The sequence below is a fragment of the Flavobacterium zubiriense genome, assembly GCF_041729725.1.
Taxonomy (GTDB): domain Bacteria; phylum Bacteroidota; class Bacteroidia; order Flavobacteriales; family Flavobacteriaceae; genus Flavobacterium; species Flavobacterium zubiriense.
Window position 1 is genome coordinate 35,149 of the sequence record NZ_JBCFQL010000019.1, and the last position, 19,382, is coordinate 54,530.

The 19,382-nt window shown below is 34.3% G+C and carries 16 protein-coding genes, 2 tRNA genes and 1 riboswitch; of the genes, 9 read left to right on the forward strand and 9 right to left on the reverse strand.

What is annotated here, in order from left to right; translation table 11 throughout:
* Positions 1-289: 289 nt before the first annotated feature.
* The 9 genes from AAGV28_RS15065 to AAGV28_RS15105 all read right to left on the reverse strand — a co-directional run bounded on the left by AAGV28_RS15065 (position 290) and on the right by AAGV28_RS15105 (position 10,190).
* Positions 290-2,302 carry an OmpA family protein gene (locus AAGV28_RS15065; protein ID WP_373407582.1) on the reverse strand — a complete coding sequence of 671 codons (2,013 nt, stop codon included), beginning with the start codon at positions 2,300-2,302 and terminating at the stop codon, positions 290-292.
* A 77-nt stretch (positions 2,303-2,379) separates the two neighbouring features.
* Positions 2,380-3,828, reverse strand: a complete 1,449-nt coding sequence (locus AAGV28_RS15070; protein ID WP_373407583.1) for an ice-binding family protein — start codon at positions 3,826-3,828, stop codon at positions 2,380-2,382.
* A gap of 1,028 nt (positions 3,829-4,856) precedes the next feature.
* Positions 4,857-5,009: a lmo0937 family membrane protein gene (locus AAGV28_RS15075; RefSeq protein WP_373407584.1), complete on the reverse strand. Its 153-nt coding sequence runs from the start codon at positions 5,007-5,009 to the stop codon at positions 4,857-4,859.
* A 12-nt stretch (positions 5,010-5,021) separates the two neighbouring features.
* Positions 5,022-5,483, reverse strand: a complete 462-nt coding sequence (locus tag AAGV28_RS15080; protein WP_373407585.1) for a sll1863 family stress response protein — start codon at positions 5,481-5,483, stop codon at positions 5,022-5,024.
* Between the two features lie 4 nt (positions 5,484-5,487).
* Positions 5,488-5,673 (reverse strand): CsbD family protein, encoded by a 186-nt coding sequence (locus AAGV28_RS15085; protein WP_373407586.1) that lies wholly within the window; start codon positions 5,671-5,673, stop codon positions 5,488-5,490.
* A 362-nt stretch (positions 5,674-6,035) separates the two neighbouring features.
* Complete coding sequence (locus AAGV28_RS15090) at positions 6,036-6,230, reverse strand: hypothetical protein (protein WP_373407587.1); 195 nt, start codon at positions 6,228-6,230, stop codon at positions 6,036-6,038.
* A gap of 306 nt (positions 6,231-6,536) precedes the next feature.
* The gene (locus tag AAGV28_RS15095) at positions 6,537-6,971 is read right to left on the reverse strand and encodes a response regulator (RefSeq protein WP_373407588.1); all 435 of its coding nucleotides are present in this window, start codon (positions 6,969-6,971) and stop codon (positions 6,537-6,539) included.
* Positions 6,968-9,613: an ATP-binding protein gene (locus tag AAGV28_RS15100; protein WP_373407589.1), complete on the reverse strand. Its 2,646-nt coding sequence runs from the start codon at positions 9,611-9,613 to the stop codon at positions 6,968-6,970. The genes AAGV28_RS15095 and AAGV28_RS15100 overlap by 4 nt, the downstream gene beginning before the upstream one ends.
* 16 nt (positions 9,614-9,629) lie before the next feature.
* Positions 9,630-10,190 (reverse strand): helix-turn-helix domain-containing protein, encoded by a 561-nt coding sequence (locus AAGV28_RS15105; RefSeq protein WP_373407596.1) that lies wholly within the window; start codon positions 10,188-10,190, stop codon positions 9,630-9,632.
* 538 nt (positions 10,191-10,728) lie between these two features.
* Between AAGV28_RS15105 and AAGV28_RS15110 the strand changes: the two genes are divergently transcribed.
* The 9 genes from AAGV28_RS15110 (at position 10,729) to AAGV28_RS15150 (ending at position 19,365) form a co-directional block, all read left to right on the forward strand.
* A tRNA-Met gene (locus AAGV28_RS15110) sits at positions 10,729-10,801 on the forward strand.
* 35 nt (positions 10,802-10,836) lie between these two features.
* Positions 10,837-10,909, forward strand: a tRNA-Met gene (locus AAGV28_RS15115).
* A gap of 55 nt (positions 10,910-10,964) precedes the next feature.
* A complete protein-coding gene (locus AAGV28_RS15120; protein ID WP_373407590.1) occupies positions 10,965-11,219 on the forward strand; it encodes a GIY-YIG nuclease family protein in 255 nt (84 codons plus the stop codon).
* A 112-nt stretch (positions 11,220-11,331) separates the two neighbouring features.
* Entirely contained in the window at positions 11,332-11,586 is a 255-nt protein-coding gene (locus tag AAGV28_RS15125; RefSeq protein WP_373407590.1) for a GIY-YIG nuclease family protein, read from the forward strand.
* 504 nt (positions 11,587-12,090) lie between these two features.
* Positions 12,091-12,927 (forward strand): endonuclease/exonuclease/phosphatase family protein, encoded by an 837-nt coding sequence (locus tag AAGV28_RS15130; protein ID WP_373407591.1) that lies wholly within the window; start codon positions 12,091-12,093, stop codon positions 12,925-12,927.
* 197 nt (positions 12,928-13,124) lie between these two features.
* Positions 13,125-13,363: riboswitch (cobalamin riboswitch) on the forward strand.
* A gap of 294 nt (positions 13,364-13,657) precedes the next feature.
* Positions 13,658-14,779: a PKD-like domain-containing protein gene (locus AAGV28_RS15135; protein ID WP_373407592.1), complete on the forward strand. Its 1,122-nt coding sequence runs from the start codon at positions 13,658-13,660 to the stop codon at positions 14,777-14,779.
* A 172-nt stretch (positions 14,780-14,951) separates the two neighbouring features.
* Positions 14,952-15,971: a LacI family DNA-binding transcriptional regulator gene (locus tag AAGV28_RS15140; protein ID WP_373407593.1), complete on the forward strand. Its 1,020-nt coding sequence runs from the start codon at positions 14,952-14,954 to the stop codon at positions 15,969-15,971.
* Between the two features lie 46 nt (positions 15,972-16,017).
* Positions 16,018-17,007: an L-glyceraldehyde 3-phosphate reductase gene (mgrA, locus tag AAGV28_RS15145; protein ID WP_373407594.1), complete on the forward strand. Its 990-nt coding sequence runs from the start codon at positions 16,018-16,020 to the stop codon at positions 17,005-17,007.
* Positions 17,008-17,028: 21 nt separating this feature from the next.
* A complete protein-coding gene (locus tag AAGV28_RS15150) occupies positions 17,029-19,365 on the forward strand; it encodes a glycoside hydrolase family 2 TIM barrel-domain containing protein (protein WP_373407595.1) in 2,337 nt (778 codons plus the stop codon).
* Positions 19,366-19,382 lie beyond the last annotated feature (17 nt).

Here is a 19,382-nt window from a genome sequence, read left to right on the forward strand (position 1 = left end):
TGTAATTTGAATCAAGTGAAGTACCAATTTTTACTCGATGATTTGAATTCGTTTAATTTTCGAATCCATAAAAAAACCTCAACGGGTACTGAGGTCAACTCCTTTATTTCTTGATGTTTCGGGCACAAAGGTACGATGGAATCCCATACTTTCCATAAGAATTACCGACTTTTTTACAACAACCAGAAACCTACAAACTGATTCAGAGGTTTTTACACATAAAAAAAGGACAGGTTTTTAAGACCTGTCCTTTAAACAATATAATAAACGTATTAAAGTTTCTTATTTCTTATTTTTGAAAAACATCAATAATCACGGTACGGTTGTAAAAACGTTCCTCTGGATATTTGTTTTTAAATGGAGAACGACTGGAATCTTCACCGTAACCAGTTGCTTCAAATTTAACATCATTCCTATTCAATTTAGCCAAAGCCGCTTCAATAATAGTTTTCACTTCATTTGCACGTTCCTGAGACAATTTTAAATTGTAGTCATCATTTCCAATAACATCAGCATGACCATGGATAATAACGGTTCCATTCATTGGAATCTTTGGTGCTACAACTTCGGTTAGGTATTTTTTATAAATAGTGATTGCTTTTGATTCATTGAATTCAAAAATAATGCTATATCTAGTTCCATCTTCTACTTTAGTTGGTGTCCAACGTGCAATATGAGCCGAAGTTTCCTTAGTTACAGCCTTCCCACTTTTAGTTTGTCCTGTCATTACGATTTTGTAATCTCCTTCTGTTTTAGCTCCTAAAATAGATTGACGAGACAAGCTCACACTTTCCTGAGTATAAGGACCAAAAGATTGCACTTTTCCATTTTCATCCGTAGTTTGTATCGACCATACAGAGAAAGCTTCGTTAGCTCCTTTTACATCAAAAACTACATCACTTTCTATTGGCAAATATGCGTTATCAGTTAATTTAGTATCAGGACCACTTTGAAATTCGGCCATTAATACGGGAGAACTACTTTCGATCGAAACCCTTCTATCCCCTTCACGAAGTAAATCTAATTCCAATGTTCCTCCTGGTTGTACTGATGGAATATTTGGTTTTGACTGCCCTTTAGTAGTAATTCTTGAAGAATCAATTCCAAAAGTGTTTACCAAATAGTATTTCACTGATTCAGCCATTTCCTTACCTTCTTTAGCATTTTGTTCAGACGATCCAACCAAAGTAACTGTTGTTGATGGATTTTTTAACATACGGTCTCCCAAAATGTTCAAAATATTATAATACACATTCATTTGCCTATCAGAACGACCTGATTGGTTTATTGGAGTTACCATTTCCAATTGATCTTCTCTAAAATCAATTACTTCCTCTCTTTTAAGTAGTTTGTAACGACTTGGTATTTCAGATGAACCAGCATTAAAGAACACATAGTTACGTAATGGAAAAACTTCCCTAACACGTTGTTTTGCAGCCACATTAGCAGGTGCATTTACTGAAAACTGAACTTCTGGATCTACAACTGCTGCTGTATTATCCTCTGGTGTTGAAATTTGACGACCTTGACCAAATTTAAGTGCTACACCAGCTCTTATGGTTGTAATGTTCAATGTTTCTATAGAACGTGGATTTTGTCCAAAGTAAGGATGAAACGAAGCAAAAGGAGAAAGCACGAATTGTGTTTTACTACTTTGTGATGAAAGCGGAATATCATACCCCAATCCGATTTGCATCGAAATGATGTTCTTCTTAACATCGCTTAAATCACCATTTACTGCTGGAGTTGCCTCCTGATCCGGATAATCCGGATTGATTCCTAATTGATAATTAAATGATTTATCCAAATTAAAAGCAAAACGAGGTCCACCAAATAAATAGAAATTAGATTTGAAAGGAGCAAAACGCAAACTTGGTTCTACGGTTATGTAGCTAATATTTGTTTTTAAATCCGCTGGACAGTCACAAGCAGTTAGCACTTGATCAAACTTAGCTTTGCGGTTGTCGTAACCAGCTTGCAACATAAAACCCAATCGTGTACCCGGACGATGGTACTCTAAAAGAGGGGCAACAAACAGTTCAATACCATCAGCTTCATGAAAAGTAGCTGGCGGTGTAAAATCAGAACTCAATTTATGAGTTGAGCCTTCATAGAAATTAAAATTGGCTCCCCCAGCTACACCAAACCACCATGATGGTTTTGTGTATTGTATTTCTTGTGCCTGGACTGGTGCTTGAATACTTAACCAAACTAAAGCAACTGTTAGTATGCTTTTTAGCGTTAAGGTATTGGGGAATATTGTACTATACAAATCCTCTTTACAATTAGTTTTTGCTTTCATTTTTATATTTTTTATTTTGTTGAAATAAATCCCGCCCTAAGACGGAATGAGTTTTTTTATCTAAATCAGTACCTTAGTTAGGGTACATTAATAACTGTATTAACCATAGTAACTGAAGCTACAAGAGAAATTGCTCTACCATTCAATACCGTTAGCAAAGGATTTGTACTGTTAGCAGGAGAAGATAGTGTTACACCTGAATTAGCAATAATATTTCCAATCATCACTCCACCTCCAGCATAATTAATAACCGCAGCTGTACCAACATACCAATATACATTATTGGGATTACCAACACCGTTTAAAAATCTAACACTACGAGGTACTGTGCTACCTACTGTTAAAGTAGAAGGTGCTTGAAAGTACCATGTTGCATTAGGATTACCCTGTGCATCTAACACAAGATCTCCATTACTTATGGCCAATGAGCTACTGGCTGTATAAATACCAGGGGCTAATGTTAACCCACCTAATTCACTTGCAGCGGCAATACCTCCTGGCATTTGAGCTGGAGAAATACTAAGATAAAGTGCTCGGGCTGCATTCAATCCAGCTAATGCAGTTGCTGCTTTGCTCGCGCTTCCTGGCGCTGGTGCATCGGAAAATATTCCATTAGTCACAAGACCATTATGTAATGTGGTTACTGTATAAGTATCGCCATTTGTACCATCTGTAAAACCTGTTACTGTTGATGCAACCGCGGTAGTGCCCATTGAACCATTAATTACAGTAAACAACCCTTGATTTGTGATTCCTGCATTACCTCCGAATACTCCAAATCCTAAACCGTTAGTTGTATTTACAGGAGGAATCACTGGAATTAATGTTCTAAAGTTCCAAGTCACATTATTTGCCAACGCAGTACCTGAAGTATTTTGAGCACCAGTGGTCAAGGTAACAGTGTATAACGTATTTCCAGCCAAGGGAACAACAGGTGAGAACGTAAACGTTGTCCCTGCATCGTTAGGGCTAATTGTACCTAATATTGCAATGGCACCTTGCCTAACAGTAAATGTTGTAGCATTTAAAGTTAGTGGATTCATTGGTACATTAAAAGTAACCGAAATCACTTTATTCAATGGAACTGCTGTTGCATCACTAAAAGGATCAGCTAAAGTGATAAATGGCGCAGCATCTGTAGTAAATGTCCATATATAATCTGTTTGCAAAGCATTTCCAGCTTCGTCTTTGACTGATGTTTTAACTCTACCCGTATAAACAGTATTAGCTGCAAGGATACTAGCAGGCGTAAAAGTTGCTGTTGTACCTGAATAGTTAACAGTACCTGATACAGGCGCTCCTGCGGCCGTTAAAAGAATAGAGGATTCGTCTATGGTTTCCGGATTCATTTCTTTATTGAAATTGATCGTAATCATTTGGTTTAATGCAACACCAGTGGCATCATCAATTGGACTGGTGAATGAGACTACAGGACACTCTCCAACAATTTCCTCGAAATCATCAGTTGCACAACCTGAAATTAATGCAATAAATAATATTGCAATGGTTAGTAGGGATTTTTTCATTTTTTTTGGGGTTTTATTTATGAGAAATGTTAAATATTTCACAATACAAAGATTAGCCAGTTTTAGGCAGAAACTATTACACTATAAAACCTATGTATTGTAATATTCACACATTAAATAAAACCGAAAAGACAAAAGTATATTAGCATAAACCTATAAGCTTGCTTTTAAAACCGTTTAGAAATATAAATTAGTCATATTAACCATTCAAGTACCAATAAAAACCAGTATTAGATCTCGACTACGCTCGATATCAATGTAATTTAGTCAAGGATTTGTCAGTGCGAGTTGAGTAATAATTCGCAACAAAAACCATTATTAACCACGAAAAAAAAATTACAAATGAAAGACTTATAGATAGAGTATTATACATTAGAGCTATCACATTAAGGTATAAAATAACCCAAAGTAACGGCTCAAACTGCTTGACTTTATCAGGGCAAACGCACGAGTTTTATTTTTGCCACGAATTGCACGAATTAGCACAAATAGTATTGATTCTAAAATAAATTACACAAATTTTTATCTGTACCTTACAGATTTGTGGAATATTATAACATCCAAATTAGTGTTATTTCGTGTAATTTGTGGCTACTTTTTTTATTTCTGGAACTGGTGCGTTTGCCCTGTTGACTTTATGCCATTGCGCTTGATGTGATAAAAAGGAATTGAGCTTTTTTTGTCTATTGATAGCGAACAATTTAACTTTTAAAAAAAAGGTAAAAAAAAAATCGAGATTCTTAAATCTCGATTTTTAGATACTAAATCCTGCTAGGATAAAGTAGTGTATGTATAATTATGATTTTTAAATTTTGAATAGATGAACATGGAGTACGCACACATAAAAACTTAGTAACTGCTTACCTTTTAATTGCTCCGAGTTTTACATTTTTTTTGTAAAATTGGATTTTAATTCTGCTTCGGCAATTAGCTTTTTCGTTATTGTTTTCTTGTAGTCAATCCTTTTGCAAGGGTAAACAAAATTCTAATGCTACATCAGGAGCCAGGTTCTTAATAAATCAAACCGCTTATAGTTTTCTTCCTTGAATAACTCGAAACAAAACTGCAACAATGGCTATAACAAGAAGAATGTGAATGATTGATCCTACGCTGTAAGCAAAGAATCCGATAGCCCAAAAAAGGACTAAAATAACGGCAAGGGTATAAAGTAGATTACTCATGATTTTTTTTGATTAATTTTTATTGTCAACTCCTAAATTTTTGAATGCTTCCCCTACTTCATTGATATCGTGATTAATTTCACGTTTAAAGGATTGCCAATCTGCATTAGCATCATTTTTGTAGGTTTCCATTTTAGATTTAAGGTCTTTGTTTTTTTGTTCTAAAGCTTCAATATTTTTTTCATACTTGGCATCAATTGATTCTCCAGTATTTTTCATTTTTAGCTTTAATTCTGCAATTCGTTCATTGTTTTTATTAATGATAGAATCTCCAGAATTTTTGAATGCTTTCCATTCTTCTGTAGTTGCCGCTTTTTTAGCTTCTATGTATTCCTCGTTAGCTTCTTTTAGATTTTCTTTAGCTTCTATCTCCTCTTGAGTAGCAGGTTTACAACTCACGAATGCAGTTGCCACAACAAACATTGCTACCCCTAATAAAAAAACTGTTTTACTTATTTTTAATTGTTTTGTCATAATATTACAATCCTTGAATAATTTTATATACTTCCTCTTGCGTTTTCCCAAGTTTGACTTGAAGTTTGGCAATCATTTCTTCTTTTTTATTCTCTAGAAACAACAAATCATTATCCATTAAAGCAGCAAATTTTTGTTTTAATTTTAGTTTTTGCTCTTCCCAATCCCCATTTATTTCTATAGCATTCATACCTTTTTAATTTAATTGTATTTTAATTTAATTGTAAAATGGTTTCCCAACCTCACAAAGTTGACTTGATTTAGTTAAAAAAGTGTTATATAACTATTTAAAGAACTTATATATTTCACTGATTTTAATAATGCTATAAAAAATAAAAAAAGCGCAATTTATTCCTTGAAGAGTTATACCCTAGGTGTTTTTAACTTTAACTTTTTTAATTTAAAATAAGTAGGTACAGAAAGAGGCTGTTACAAAAAACAGCCTCCAATCTTAAAATCCCCTTCATTATTTCCACTCCACAATTGTTGACCAAATTATAAATACCACTTCGGATATTCACTTTTTAGTTATTTTTTTATACTTGGTATTGTTTAAGATTCGTCTTTTGTAGTACGAACAAGGCTAATGCCTGAAACAAAAAACACGATACCCAGTACCCCGTAAATAATAAGTTGTTTTACATCTTTTGTACTACCGGCTGTATTAGTAAAAACTACAGCAGTATATATTAGTCCTGCTATTCCTAATGCGGTGAGCAAGGCTCCAAAAATTCTTTTTAGATTCATGATACTTAATTTAAAGATTGATTATTGCAGAAAGTAATTTCTACCATACAAAAGTCACTTAATTCACCTTAAAATCTATTACAAAATTCTATGGGATATTTGTATTATTCGCAGATTTCCATAACCAATAACCAACTGTAAGTGATAACATTACACCCGATATCAACTTAGTATTTATTGTGTTTTAAACTTGCTTTTCATTGCACAAAATCAGAAATAATGATATATAAAAAAAAATGACACAACTTCTCTATTAGAAATTGTATCATTTAATGAAAACGAAAAGATAAAATCGAACGGAATGAATTACATTCTATCCATATACCAATTCAATTCTTTTTCCATTTTTTTATATTTAAAAATGTTCGTGATAATTTTTTGTAAACGGATAAAAGCAGTTTCACTTTTAACCACATAATCAAATGCTTTATGGTGCATACAATTAACGGCTACCTCAATTTTATCCTGTGAAGAGAGCATAATTACAGGAATATCTTGATTAAATGCTTTTATTTTATCCAATGTTTGCAAGCCATTCATTGCCGATTTTTCGATACCATCAAGTTGATAATCTAAAATAATTACATCGGGCTCATGCGATAGATTTTCCAAACAAAGTTCACCTGTTGGATAAGTTTCAATAGAGAAGTCAGCCAATTCCATAAATTCAATTTCCATTGATTTTAAGAATAAAGCATCATCATCTACTAAGAATAGTTTTATTTTATTTCCGTTTTTCACGATAAAGTATTTTTAATTAATTTAAGTTCTAATTCTAATTCTTCGCAAGATTGATTGCAAACCGTTTCCAGTTTAACTACCATCTCAGCAATTTCGTTTGTAAATTGGTTCGAATTAGCCGCATCTTGTATTTTTTTTGAAATTTGTTCTAAATCTGGACTCATTCCCATTATCGAAAAAGACGGAATCAGTTTGTGTACCGATGACCCTAATGTTTCCCAATCTTTGTCCACAACACTTTGTTTCATTGCACCAATAATAGGTGGAGTTTGTTCTAAATAAATAGAAATCATCTCCATCATCAATGACGAATTAGACTTTGTTCGGGTTTTTAAGTATTCTAAATTCGTAACTTTTATTTTTGGAATTTGGTTTATCTTGAATGAGGCTTTTCGAATGTTTTGCTTTTTTATGACGCTTACAATTTTGCTGTACAACAAACGTTCGTCAACTGGTTTTGCAATGTAATCGTTCATCCCAACAGCTTTACATTTTGCTAAATCCACCGTGGTTACATCGGCAGTAAGGGCAATAATTGGAATATCTAATTTTAAGGTTTTTCTAATGTATTCTGTGGCATCAAAGCCGTTCATAATAGGCATTTGTAAATCCATCAAGACTAGGTCATAAGTTTCGCTTTCGAGCTTTTCGACCGCAATTTTTCCGTTTTCGGCAATATCGCGTTCAAAACCAAAATCATCCAAAAGGGTTTTCATTAATAATTGATTTAAAGGCATATCCTCTACAACCAATACTTTTATATTTTTAATATCTGTCTCTAATGCAACTATTTCGGCTTCTGGCACCGCTTCAGCATTTGTTTTTAAAAATGGTAGTATAAAACTAAAGGTAGAACCTTCTTTAATTTTACTTTTCACACTGACAGTTCCGCCTTGGGGTTCCACCAATTGTTTTACTATGGCTAAACCTAGACCAGTACCACCATACAGTCGGGAAGTGCCGCTAGTAGCTTGCTGAAAATCATCAAAAATAGTATCAATTTTTTCTTCTTCGATACCTATTCCAGTATCCGCAATAGCAAATTCGACGGTAACACTTTCTTGATCTTCGTTAATCAAACGAACACTAACCGTTATCTTCCCCTGTGAAGTAAATTTTATCGCATTGCTAACTAAGTTCAAGATAATTTGGTGCAAACGCACGGGATCACCCAGCAATACTTTTGGAATATTAGCATCATATTCAGTAAATAATTTTAAGTTTTTTTCCTGAATTTTGGTTTCAAAAACATGTAACATCGCTGAAATAGAAGCCGATAGCTTGAATGGAATGTTTTCAAATGTCATTTTCCCAGCATCCACTTTTGCTAGGTCTAGAATATCATTTATGAGAACAATCAAGGCATCGCCACTTACTTTTATAGCTGATAGATATTCTTTTTGTTTAGCCGTTAATTCGGTTTTTAATACCACTTTAGTAAATCCAATAATAGCATTCATTGGCGTACGAATTTCGTGGCTCATATTCGATAAAAATTGCTGTTTTGCTTTTACAGCATTTTCAGCAGTTAGGGTGGCTTCTTCGGCATTTCGTTTTTCTTCTTCAGCAATTTCAGTAGCCAGTTCAGCAAATATTCTAGCTTCTATCAATTCTGTTGCAATTCTTTTTTGTTCGGTAACATCTCTGGCCACAACAACAACGCCTAATACATTTGCGTTTTCATCCTTATAAACGGATCCATTGCACAAAACATCGGTTAGCTTTCCTTCTTTATGACGCAAAGTAAGTGGTGAATCAGTAATAGAACCTTTGTCAAAAACTTGCTCATATACTTCACGTGCCTTTTGTGGTTCTGTAAAATAATCAAAGAAATTAGAGTCCTCTAACCCTTCACGCTCTACACCAGTAATCTTAACCAATGCCTGATTCATATCCATAATTTTACCCGTAATACTAATGGTAACTAATGGATCGAGACTGGCTTCAATAAGACTCAAAACATATTGAGAGGCTAATTTTTGATCGGCAGTATGAGTTTCTAATTCACTGTTTTTATTTTTATGATTGTTTATAATAAGGATTACAAAAATAAAAATGGCGATCAGAAAAATGAGTAGTAATATAAAGAGTAATCCTGAAAACTGGTTGTTATTTTCGTTTTCGACTTTCCGAACCTTTAATAATTCAAATTCTTCCTTATTAATAGCCGTAATTACATTTCTGATTTTATCAGTAAGATTTTTTCCCTCGTTAATAATAGCTGCTTTTTGCGTATTATTCAATAAAAAAGGATTCTTTTTGACAATATTTTTTTCTATCAAAAGCAATCTTTCCACCACCGTTTTTTTCAATAGTGCGATTCTAATTTCCTGATTTTTACTTTTTTTAGTAAGTGCAGTCAAATCAGCTAAATTAGAATTTGTCTTTGATTTAAACTCGTTATAAGAGCTTAAATAAGTATTATCTCCAGACAATAAATAGCCTCTAAATCCATTTTCAACAGTAAGAACATCCAATAAAACCTCATTACTTTTACTAATGATTTCTTGGGTATGAATCAGTTTTTTAGTTGAGGCAATATCGTTTTGGCTATTCAAATAAAATATTGCCAACACTGTACTCAATAATACACCAGAGAGAACATAAAATAGGAATGCTCTTTTTTCAAATATGAATTTCATAATATTTGTACAAAAATTAATTTAGGTTTTTTACAATCCCTATTTCTTCTAAAGGACTTCTCCTTTTGTCTTTTAATTGTTTGAAATGAGAAGGCGAAAGCCCCGTTACTTTCTTAAACTGACTTGATAGATGGGCTACACTACTGTATCCCATTTTCCAGGCAATTTCAGTAATATTATGTTCTCCGTAAATTATTAATTCTTTAATGCGTTCTGTTTTATGAGAAATTATAAATTGCTCAATAGTTGTACCTTGTACTTCTGAAAACAAATTAGATAAATACGTATAATCGTGATTCATTTTTTCGCTTAAATAATCCGAAAAATTAACTTTGATAATGTCATCAGAGTGGTGCACCATTTCGATGATAATATTTTTGATTTTTTCAATCAACATCGATTTCTTGTCGTCCATCAATTCGAGTCCGGATAGTAGTAAATTTGCCTTTAGATCTTGACGCTGAGTCATAGAAATAGTTCCCATAACCTCAACTTCTCCTAAATCAACAACAATAAAGTGTAAACCAAGCTTTCTTAATTCTTCTTTTACGGCCATTTTGCAGCGGTTGCTGACCATGTACTTAATGTATAATTTCAAATTATTTCCTTTTTATAACTAATTGCGCAAAATTAAAACAGTTTCTCCATAAATACTTGTAAAACTTTAGCTAATAGTTACACAATTCCCATGTTGTGATTTTGTAATAATAAATCCCTAAACCAGCCTATAAACAGGCTGAACTAAAGACATAATTACTATTTTAAGTTACCAATTAAAAGCACTACAGTGCTGTTTTTGCTTTAGAATAAATTTTTAACAGCAAAACAGATTCCTTCATAATTATTCAAAACACGAAAAAAATACATCCATTTTCACTTCATCTTTTATATTTTTCATCTTATTTGAATACGCTTTGAGTCACAAAGATAATTATTAAGACTAATTTTTAAAATTAAAAGTTCATCATAACATTTTACAATACTCAATTAACATAACAATTAACAACATCTCAATACTCAACAACACCCCTATCAAGTCATTACACGAAATAAAACATTTTTTAAAATTGGCATTGGAAATGTAGAATTTAATTGTATCTTTGCACCCGAAACATCGCGGGATAGAGCAGTAGGCAGCTCGTCGGGCTCATAACCCGAAGGTCACAGGTTCGAGTCCTGTTCCCGCTACTAAGGTAGCCTTATTGAGATTACAAAACGTACATCGCGGGATAGAGCAGTAGGCAGCTCGTCGGGCTCATAACCCGAAGGTCACAGGTTCGAGTCCTGTTCCCGCTACTAAGAAAAGCTTCATAGAAATATGAGGCTTTTTTTTTATTTAAAAAACTTTTATATGGATGAATTCGTAGTTTACATTCTATATTCTGAAAAATTTCATCAGCACTATACTGGATATACTTCCAATATTATTGAACGCTTCAAATCCCACAATCTTTTAGCAACAAAAGGACATACAATCAAGTACAGACCATGGATTGTAATTCATATTGAATTTTTCAATTCTAAATCTGAGGCAATGAAAAGAGAAAAATATTTAAAAACTGGAATAGGACGTGAATTTATTAAAAATATTATTCAGAACTTTTAACTCGTCGGTTCATATCCGCCACGGCGGACACAGGTTCGAGTCTCCGAAGCGGCGGACTACTAGAAAAGCTTCATAGAAATATGAGGCTTTTTTTTATTTAAAAAACTTTTATATGGATGAATTCGTAGTTTACATTCTATATTCTGAAAAATTTCATCAGCACTATACTGGATATACTTCCAATATTATTGAACGCTTCAAATCCCACAATCTTTTAGCAACAAAAGGACATACAATCAAGTACAGACCATGGATTGTAATTCATATTGAATTTTTCAATTCTAAATCTGAGGCAATGAAAAGAGAAAAATATTTAAAAACTGGAATAGGACGTGAATTTATTAAAAATATTATTCAAAACTTTTAACTCGTCGGTTCATATCCGCCACGGCGGACACAGGTTCGAGTCTCCGAAGCGGCGGACTACTAGAAAAGCTTCATAGAAATATGAGGCTTTTTTTATGGAATAAAACTAAAAAACTCACATCAACCACTCCGGAATACTAAAAAATTCTTCATAGAGATATGTAGTTTATCAAGTCATCACCCACCTTAACTTATAAGAGCCTGTTTATATTTAGAGCCTATTTAAATTTATTTAAAAAAAGAAAATTTCTTTTTCCCCGTCCGTAAAGGGTGCAAAATTTCTTAAAAATTTATCAAAATTACACCCTTTAGGGATAGGGGAAATTAATTTTGATGAATTTTAAACAGACTCTTATTAAAAAAATTCTTTTCCCTATTCCTAAAAGGAAAGCTTCTTAAAATAAAATTTAACAAAAACATTATACACATAAAGAATAGAATTTAGAAAGCAGCTTATAACTTTGCTAAAAACTAAAATTCACCAACTATAATTAATTTACCATCTATGAAAAATAAAATAACAGTACTAGTATTATTATTGTTTATAGTACAAATTAAAGCTCAAAACTTAAACGTAATGACTTATAATATCCGTCTCGACGTGGCTTCTGATGGAGAAAACAGTTGGTCTCATCGCAAAGATTACTTTAATTCTCAAATTCAGTTTTACGAACCAGATGTGTTTGGAATTCAAGAAGCTACCCCTAATCAGGTTATTGATATTGCCACAGCACTTCCAGAATATAACCATGTGGGAATAGGACGAGAAGAAGAAGGAAAGGGAGAATCTTCGAATATATTTTATAAAAAAGAACATTTAAAAATACATAGTAGTGCTACTTTTTGGCTTTCCGAAACACCAAATAAAATTTCCAGAGGCTGGGATGCTGCATGCAATCGGGTATGTACGTATGCATTGTTTGAAGATCAAAAAAACAAACAAATGTTTTGGGTTTTTAATACGCATTTAGACCACATGGGAGAAGAAGCCAGAACAAAGGGAATTGAGTTAATTCTGCATAAAATGAAAGAGTTAAACACAAAAAATTATCCTGTTGTTTTTATGGGTGATTTTAATTTGGAACCTAGTTCAGAAAGTATTATTGCCTTAAAAAAAGTAATGAATGATACAAGAGATTTTTCAGTAAACAAACCTTTTGGTCCTTCGGGTACATTTAATGGCTTTAAGCATAATGAGCCTGTAACACTATTATTAGATTACATTTTCATCTCGCAACAAAACACATTTAAAGTGAAAAAATTTGCAGTATTGAGTGATTCAAAAGACTTAAAATACCCTTCAGATCATCTACCGGTTTACACTGAATTAAGCTACAAATAGAATATGCTGTTTTTAATACTCAAATTGATTTTATTAAAGCCATTGATAATTTCAAAAAAACTATTCGAATTACTAAAAAAGCTTCAGAGACATCTGAAGCTTTTTTATGATTATCCCCCGCTCATTTTTACAAGAACTTCAAAAAATACTTTTTACTTTTTTTCGAAAAACAACCGGATAACTCCAAAAAGTTTACTTACTTTTGCGGCCGCAATGGTTTGGCTATATTTTTCGGTAGAGTCAACTAAGAGGGAATCAGGTGTAAATCCTGAACAAGCCCGTTACTGTAAGTTCCATGCAACATTTTGACAGATTTTAAGAAAATAAAATTTTCTAGTAAATCTTAACTTTTGCCACTGTATCGCTTCAAAACGAGATGGGAAGGCAGCTCAAAATGGGGACAAGTCAGGAGACCTGCCACTGCGTATAAACTGAAGCTTTCGAGGACCAAAGCTTTCAACACAAAAGAACCAGATATAGATTTGGTTTCAATTTTTCCGATACTACTATTTTTAGTAAATAGAACTTTATGCATCTATGTAAATCTATATTACATGGAAGTTTAGTACTGTTTGTATGGATTGTATTTACAAATCCTTCCTACGTACAGAACCAACTTCCTGTACTAAAAAAAGAGTCCAACTCTTTAAAACCGCACCATTTAAGTGAGGTAATTCTGCATTTCTTCCAATTAAAAATATCAACAAACAATAACCTTTAAAATTAACAAATGAAGAAAATTCTCTTTACCCTATTCGTAATCATGTCCTTAACAGCATGTTCTGATGACGAAATTGCATCACCAGAAATCGGACTTACAGAACCAGATGGCGGTTATACAATTGACAAAATGCAGTGGCTTCGCATTCAACCTGAAGTAAAAAATGCCAATGATGCAACTTTTTCATGGTCCTTAGAGGGAGAAGAAATTGCCTCTACAGCTAATTTAGTTTACGTTTTTGCCGAAGCTGGAACTTACAACCTTGAATTTAAAGCAAAAAATGCTGGAGGAGAAAATAGCAAAACTTTTGCCATAACGGTAAACGACAAAACCTATTTGAATAAAATAACTCAGGTATTTGACTATTTCCCTGCTCCTGGACAATCCGTTAACAAATTTCCTACAGCGACCGAGGATGACACTAGTGAGTCCATGCGCGTAAAAGCACAAACAGCTCTTAAAGCTGGTAATTTAATCAGTCTAGGAGGATTTGGTGGTTATGTGGTATTTGGCTTTGACCATACGGTAATCAACAAAGAAGGGAATGATTTTTCGGTATTAGGCAACGCATTTACTAACGGTGCTGAACCCGGAATTATCATGGTTTCTTATGATGCAAATGGAAACGGAAAAGCCGATGACGAATGGTATGAAATTGCTGGATCAGAACACAGCAAGTCAACAACCATTAAAAACTACGAAATAACCTATTACAAGCCAGAAACCGAACCTACAAATGCTAGTGAACCCAATTACATTCGCTGGACGGATAACCAAGAACAAACAGGCTACATTGCTAAAAACAGATTCAACACCCAATCGTATTTTCCATTATGGAAAGGAGAAACAATAACGCTAAAAGGGACTTTATTAACTTCTAATTTAGTACAACAAGGATTCTGGATGACTCCACCGTATGAATGGGGTTATGCTGACAACTGGCCTAATACGGATGCCAAAACACAAATTAATTTGGATTGGGCTGTGGATAAAGATGGCAAAGCGGTACAATTACAAGGCATAGATTTTGTAAAAGTATATACTGCTAATCTCGCTGGCAACAGTGTAACAGGAGAAGCTTCAACCGAAGTGTCTGGTTTTACCGATTTGAATTTAGTTCTAAATAAATAGATGCAATATTTTCAAAGCTACTTAAATACTAGTCCTTTTTATAAAAACTCCTGAGTAATCGGGAGTTTTTATATTTAAAGCTTGTTAGAATTCTATTTTTTTTTAAAATTTAACTCCCTTCTATTTCGCTATTTCAAAATAAAATTCTATTTTCGTAAACGATTACGGAAGAATGAAAAATAAAATAACCATTAGCGACATTGCCAAAGAATTAGGAATTGCTCCTGCTACGGTTTCCCGTGCGTTAAGTAATCATCCTGAAATAAGTGCCAGTACCAAGAAAAAAGTAAAAGCCGTTGCCGAACGTTTGGATTATATGCCTAACAAAATAGCTTCATCGTTACGCTCTGGAAAAACAAAACTGATTGGTGTTTTGATTCCAACAGCAGAACATTTATTTTTTGGTTCCGTAATTCACGGCATTTCAAATTTAGCAAGCCAGCACGGTTATGATGTTTTAATCTATCAATCGAACGAATCAGAAGAATTTGAAAGAAAGGGAATTGATACCTTTATTGGTGCCAGAGTCGATGGTATTCTTGTTTCCATTTCTAAAAACACCACTAATTTTTCTCATTTCCAATCGGTTAAAGAGAAAAACATTCCGATTGCTTTTTTTGATCGAACCAATGACGATTTAGAAATTTCTTCGGTTTGTATTGATGATTATTTAGGAGCATTTATGGCAACCGAATCTTTAATACAATCAGGATACAAAAGCATTGCTCACATTTCCGGACCGCAACACATCAAAGCTTTTACAGAAAGAATTCGTGGTTACAAAGCCGCCTTAGAACAATACAATATTCTTTTTGATACCAACTTAATTTACAACGGAGACATTAGTATTGAAGCAGGAAGAAAAGGAGCAGCCCATTTTTTAAGTTTAGAAAATAAGCCTGACGCCATTTTTGCTGTGGAAGATTTTACGGCGCTTGGCGTTTTGAAAGAATTAAAAGAAAGAGCAATTCAGGTTCCTGATGCGTTTGGAGTCATTGGTTTTTGCAATGACTTATTTGGAGAACACATCACTCCTTCTCTATCGACTGTGGATCAAAAAACAGTGCAAATGGGCGAAGAAGCCTTCCTTCTTATTTACGAGTTAATTTCGAAAAAAGGAGAAAAAACAAACCATCAAAAACGAATATTGACGCCAATATTAATCACAAGAGAGTCTTCAAAAAAGAACTAAAAAAAATTTAATAATCACCGTAAACGATTACGTAAAACAATAAAAAATGACATACCAACCAGCAGCCAACCGATACGATAAAATGGAATACCGCAGATGTGGAAACTCAGGATTAAAACTTTCTGCATTTTCATTAGGACTTTGGCACAACTTCGGAGAAAACAGCGATTTTGAAAACAGTAGAAACTTAATCAAAACGGCTTTTGACCATGGAATTACCCATTTTGATTTGGCTAACAATTACGGTCCGCCTCCAGGATCAGCAGAAAGCTGTTTCGGAAAAATTTTAAAATCAGATTTCAAAAATTACAGAGATGAGATGATCATTTCGTCTAAGGCAGGTTATACCATGTGGGACGGTCCTTATGGCGATTGGGGTTCGAAAAAATATTTGGTTTCCAGTTTAGACCAAAGTTTAAAAAGAATGGACTTGGAATATGTCGATATTTTTTACCACCACCGACCTGATCCCGAAACACCCTTAGAAGAAACCATGGCAGCTTTGAATTTAATTGTTCAACAAGGAAAAGCGTTGTACGTTGGTATTTCGAACTATCGCCCAGCAGAAGCGGAAAAAGCTTTTCAATTATTGAAAGAAATGGGGACGCCTTGCCTGATTCACCAACCTAAATATTCGATGTTTGAACGTTGGGTAGAAGACGGACTTTTAAATTTATTAGGCAAAGAAAAAGTGGGTTGCATTCCGTTTTCACCATTAGCACAGGGATTATTGACTGATAAATATTTGAACGGAATTCCAGCCGATTCGAGAGTAGCCACCAGCGGACAATTCCTGAAAGCCGATCATATTACTCCTGAAAGACTTGAAAAAATTATAGCGCTCAATAACATCGCAAAAGAAAGAGGTCAAAAATTAGCTCAAATGGCGCTGGCCTGGATTTTACGCGATGACAGAATTACTTCGGTATTAATTGGTTCGAGCAAACCTGAACAAATTATAGATTCTATCAAAGCTTTGGAAAATACCAATTTCAACACGGAAGAATTAGACAATATCAATTCCATTTTAAAATAAATCAACCTAAACCCAACCAAAATGAAAAATCAAAAAAACATAAAAGCCTACAGTCTTTTATTCTTTTTAGCTTTTGCATCGACAATTTTCGCTCAAGGGAGACAAACCATCAACTTTGATGCGAACTGGCAATTTACCAAAGGAGAAATAGCCGGTGCTGAAAAACCGAATTTTAATGATAAAACATGGAAAACGCTAGATGTTCCGCATGATTGGAGTATTGAAGGTCCTTATGACAGAGACAATCCAACAGCACGTGGCGGAGGTTATTTGCCAGCTGGAATTGGCTGGTATCGCAAGACTTTTAAAGTTGATGCTGCCGATGCAACTAAATTATTCACAATCGAATTTGATGGCGTTATGGCCAATAGTGATGTTTGGATTAATGGAACACATTTAGGAAAACGTCCTTATGGATACATTAGTTTCAGTTATGATTTGACGCCTTATTTGAACTTTGGAAAAGACAAAACCAATACCATTGCCGTTAGAGCCGACAACAGCATTCAACCCGCTTCCCGTTATTACACCGGTGCAGGGATTTACCGTCATGTGCGTTTAGTTGCTGTCAATAAAACACATTTTAAACATTGGGGGACACAAATTACAACTCCTAATCCAACTGCTAAAAAAGCAGTGGTAAGCATCAAAACCGAAATAGAAAACAAAGGGGCTGCCGGAACTTATAAATTACAAATTGAGATTGTTGACAACACAGGAAAAGTGGTAAAAACTACCGAAAGCCAGGAAAATATTGCAGCGAATAAAACCAACGAATTATACAAAGAAATCGAAATTCTAAATCCTAAATTATGGGATATTGAAGAACCAAATTTGTACACTGTAAATACAAAACTGTATTCTGGGACTACATTGGTTGACAACCAAACGATTACTATTGGAATCAGAAACGCCGAATTTAGAGCCGAAACCGGTTTTTGGCTAAACAATAAAAATTACAAAATAAAAGGAGTTTGCCTGCATCATGATGGTGGAGCCGTTGGAGCAGCAGTTCCGCTTGGCGTTTGGAAAGAGCGCTTACAAAAATTAAAAGAAGTGGGCGTAAACGGAATTCGTACTTCGCATAATCCTGTAGCGCCCGAATTTCTTGATTTGTGTGACCAAATGGGATTTGTGGTTATGGATGAAACTTTCGATACCTGGACGGCAGCCAAGCACAATGGAGAAAAAGGTTATAATTTATACTTTAAAGAATGGTGGGAACAAGACACCAAAGACATGATTTTGAGAGATCGAAATCATCCTTCGATTGTGATTTACAGTATTGGAAACGAAATTCATGACGATTTGAGCTATCCAGAAGGCTACAAAAAATATAAAATGCAGGAAGATGTAGTAAAGAAATACGACAACAGCCGACCGGTAACGATGGCTCTTTTTAGACCCAACGTTTCTAAAGTATATGACAATGGTTATGCTGCACAGATGGAAATTGTAGGGCAAAATTACCGTGAAAACGAACTGATTGCTGCTCATGAAGCGCATCCAACCTGGAAGGTTATTGGTACCGAAAACACACATGTTATTAGCCAATGGCTGGCTTTAAGAGACAAGCCGTACATGGCAGGACAATTTTTATGGACAGGTTATGATTATTTAGGGGAAGCCGACTGGCCAGAAACAACGAACAATCAAGGTTTGTTTGACAGAGCTGGAAACTGGAAACAACAATCATTACAAAGAGACAGCTGGTGGTCTGCTGAGCCTGTAGTGCATATTGTTCGAAAATCGGATAATGCCGGTGCTGGTTTTTGGGTTTCCGATTGGACACCGAGCGACTTTGACACCTATGATAACGCCAAAGTAAATGTGTATAGTAACTGCGAAGAAGTGGAACTTTTCCTGAACGATACATCATTAGGTTCATTGAAAAAACCTGCAGACGACTCGCCAAGAGAATGGAATGTCACTTTTGAAGAAGGAACGATAAAAGCCATTGGAAAAAACAACGGAAAAGTGGTTACTCAGGAAGAACACACTTCTGCCGGGAAACCTGCTAAAATTATTTTAACGCAAAGCAAAGGAACAATTGCGAACAACTGGGACGATGTCATTTTTATTACCGCGACTATTGTGGATGACAAAGGAATCAGATGTGCCAATGCCGATCATCTAATCCAATTCTCTATTACGGATTCAGGTAAAATTATTGCCGTTGACAATGGTAACATCATCAACCACGATGGTTACCAAGGTCAGAAAACAAGAGCCTATCAAGGAAAAGCCATTGCTATTATTAAAGCCGCTAAAGACAACGGTAGCATTTCAATAAAAGCAGATGTTGAAGGTTTGACACAAGGAGCAACAACGCTTACTATTGTTTCTGAGAAGAAATAATAGTCTTTAATTATTTA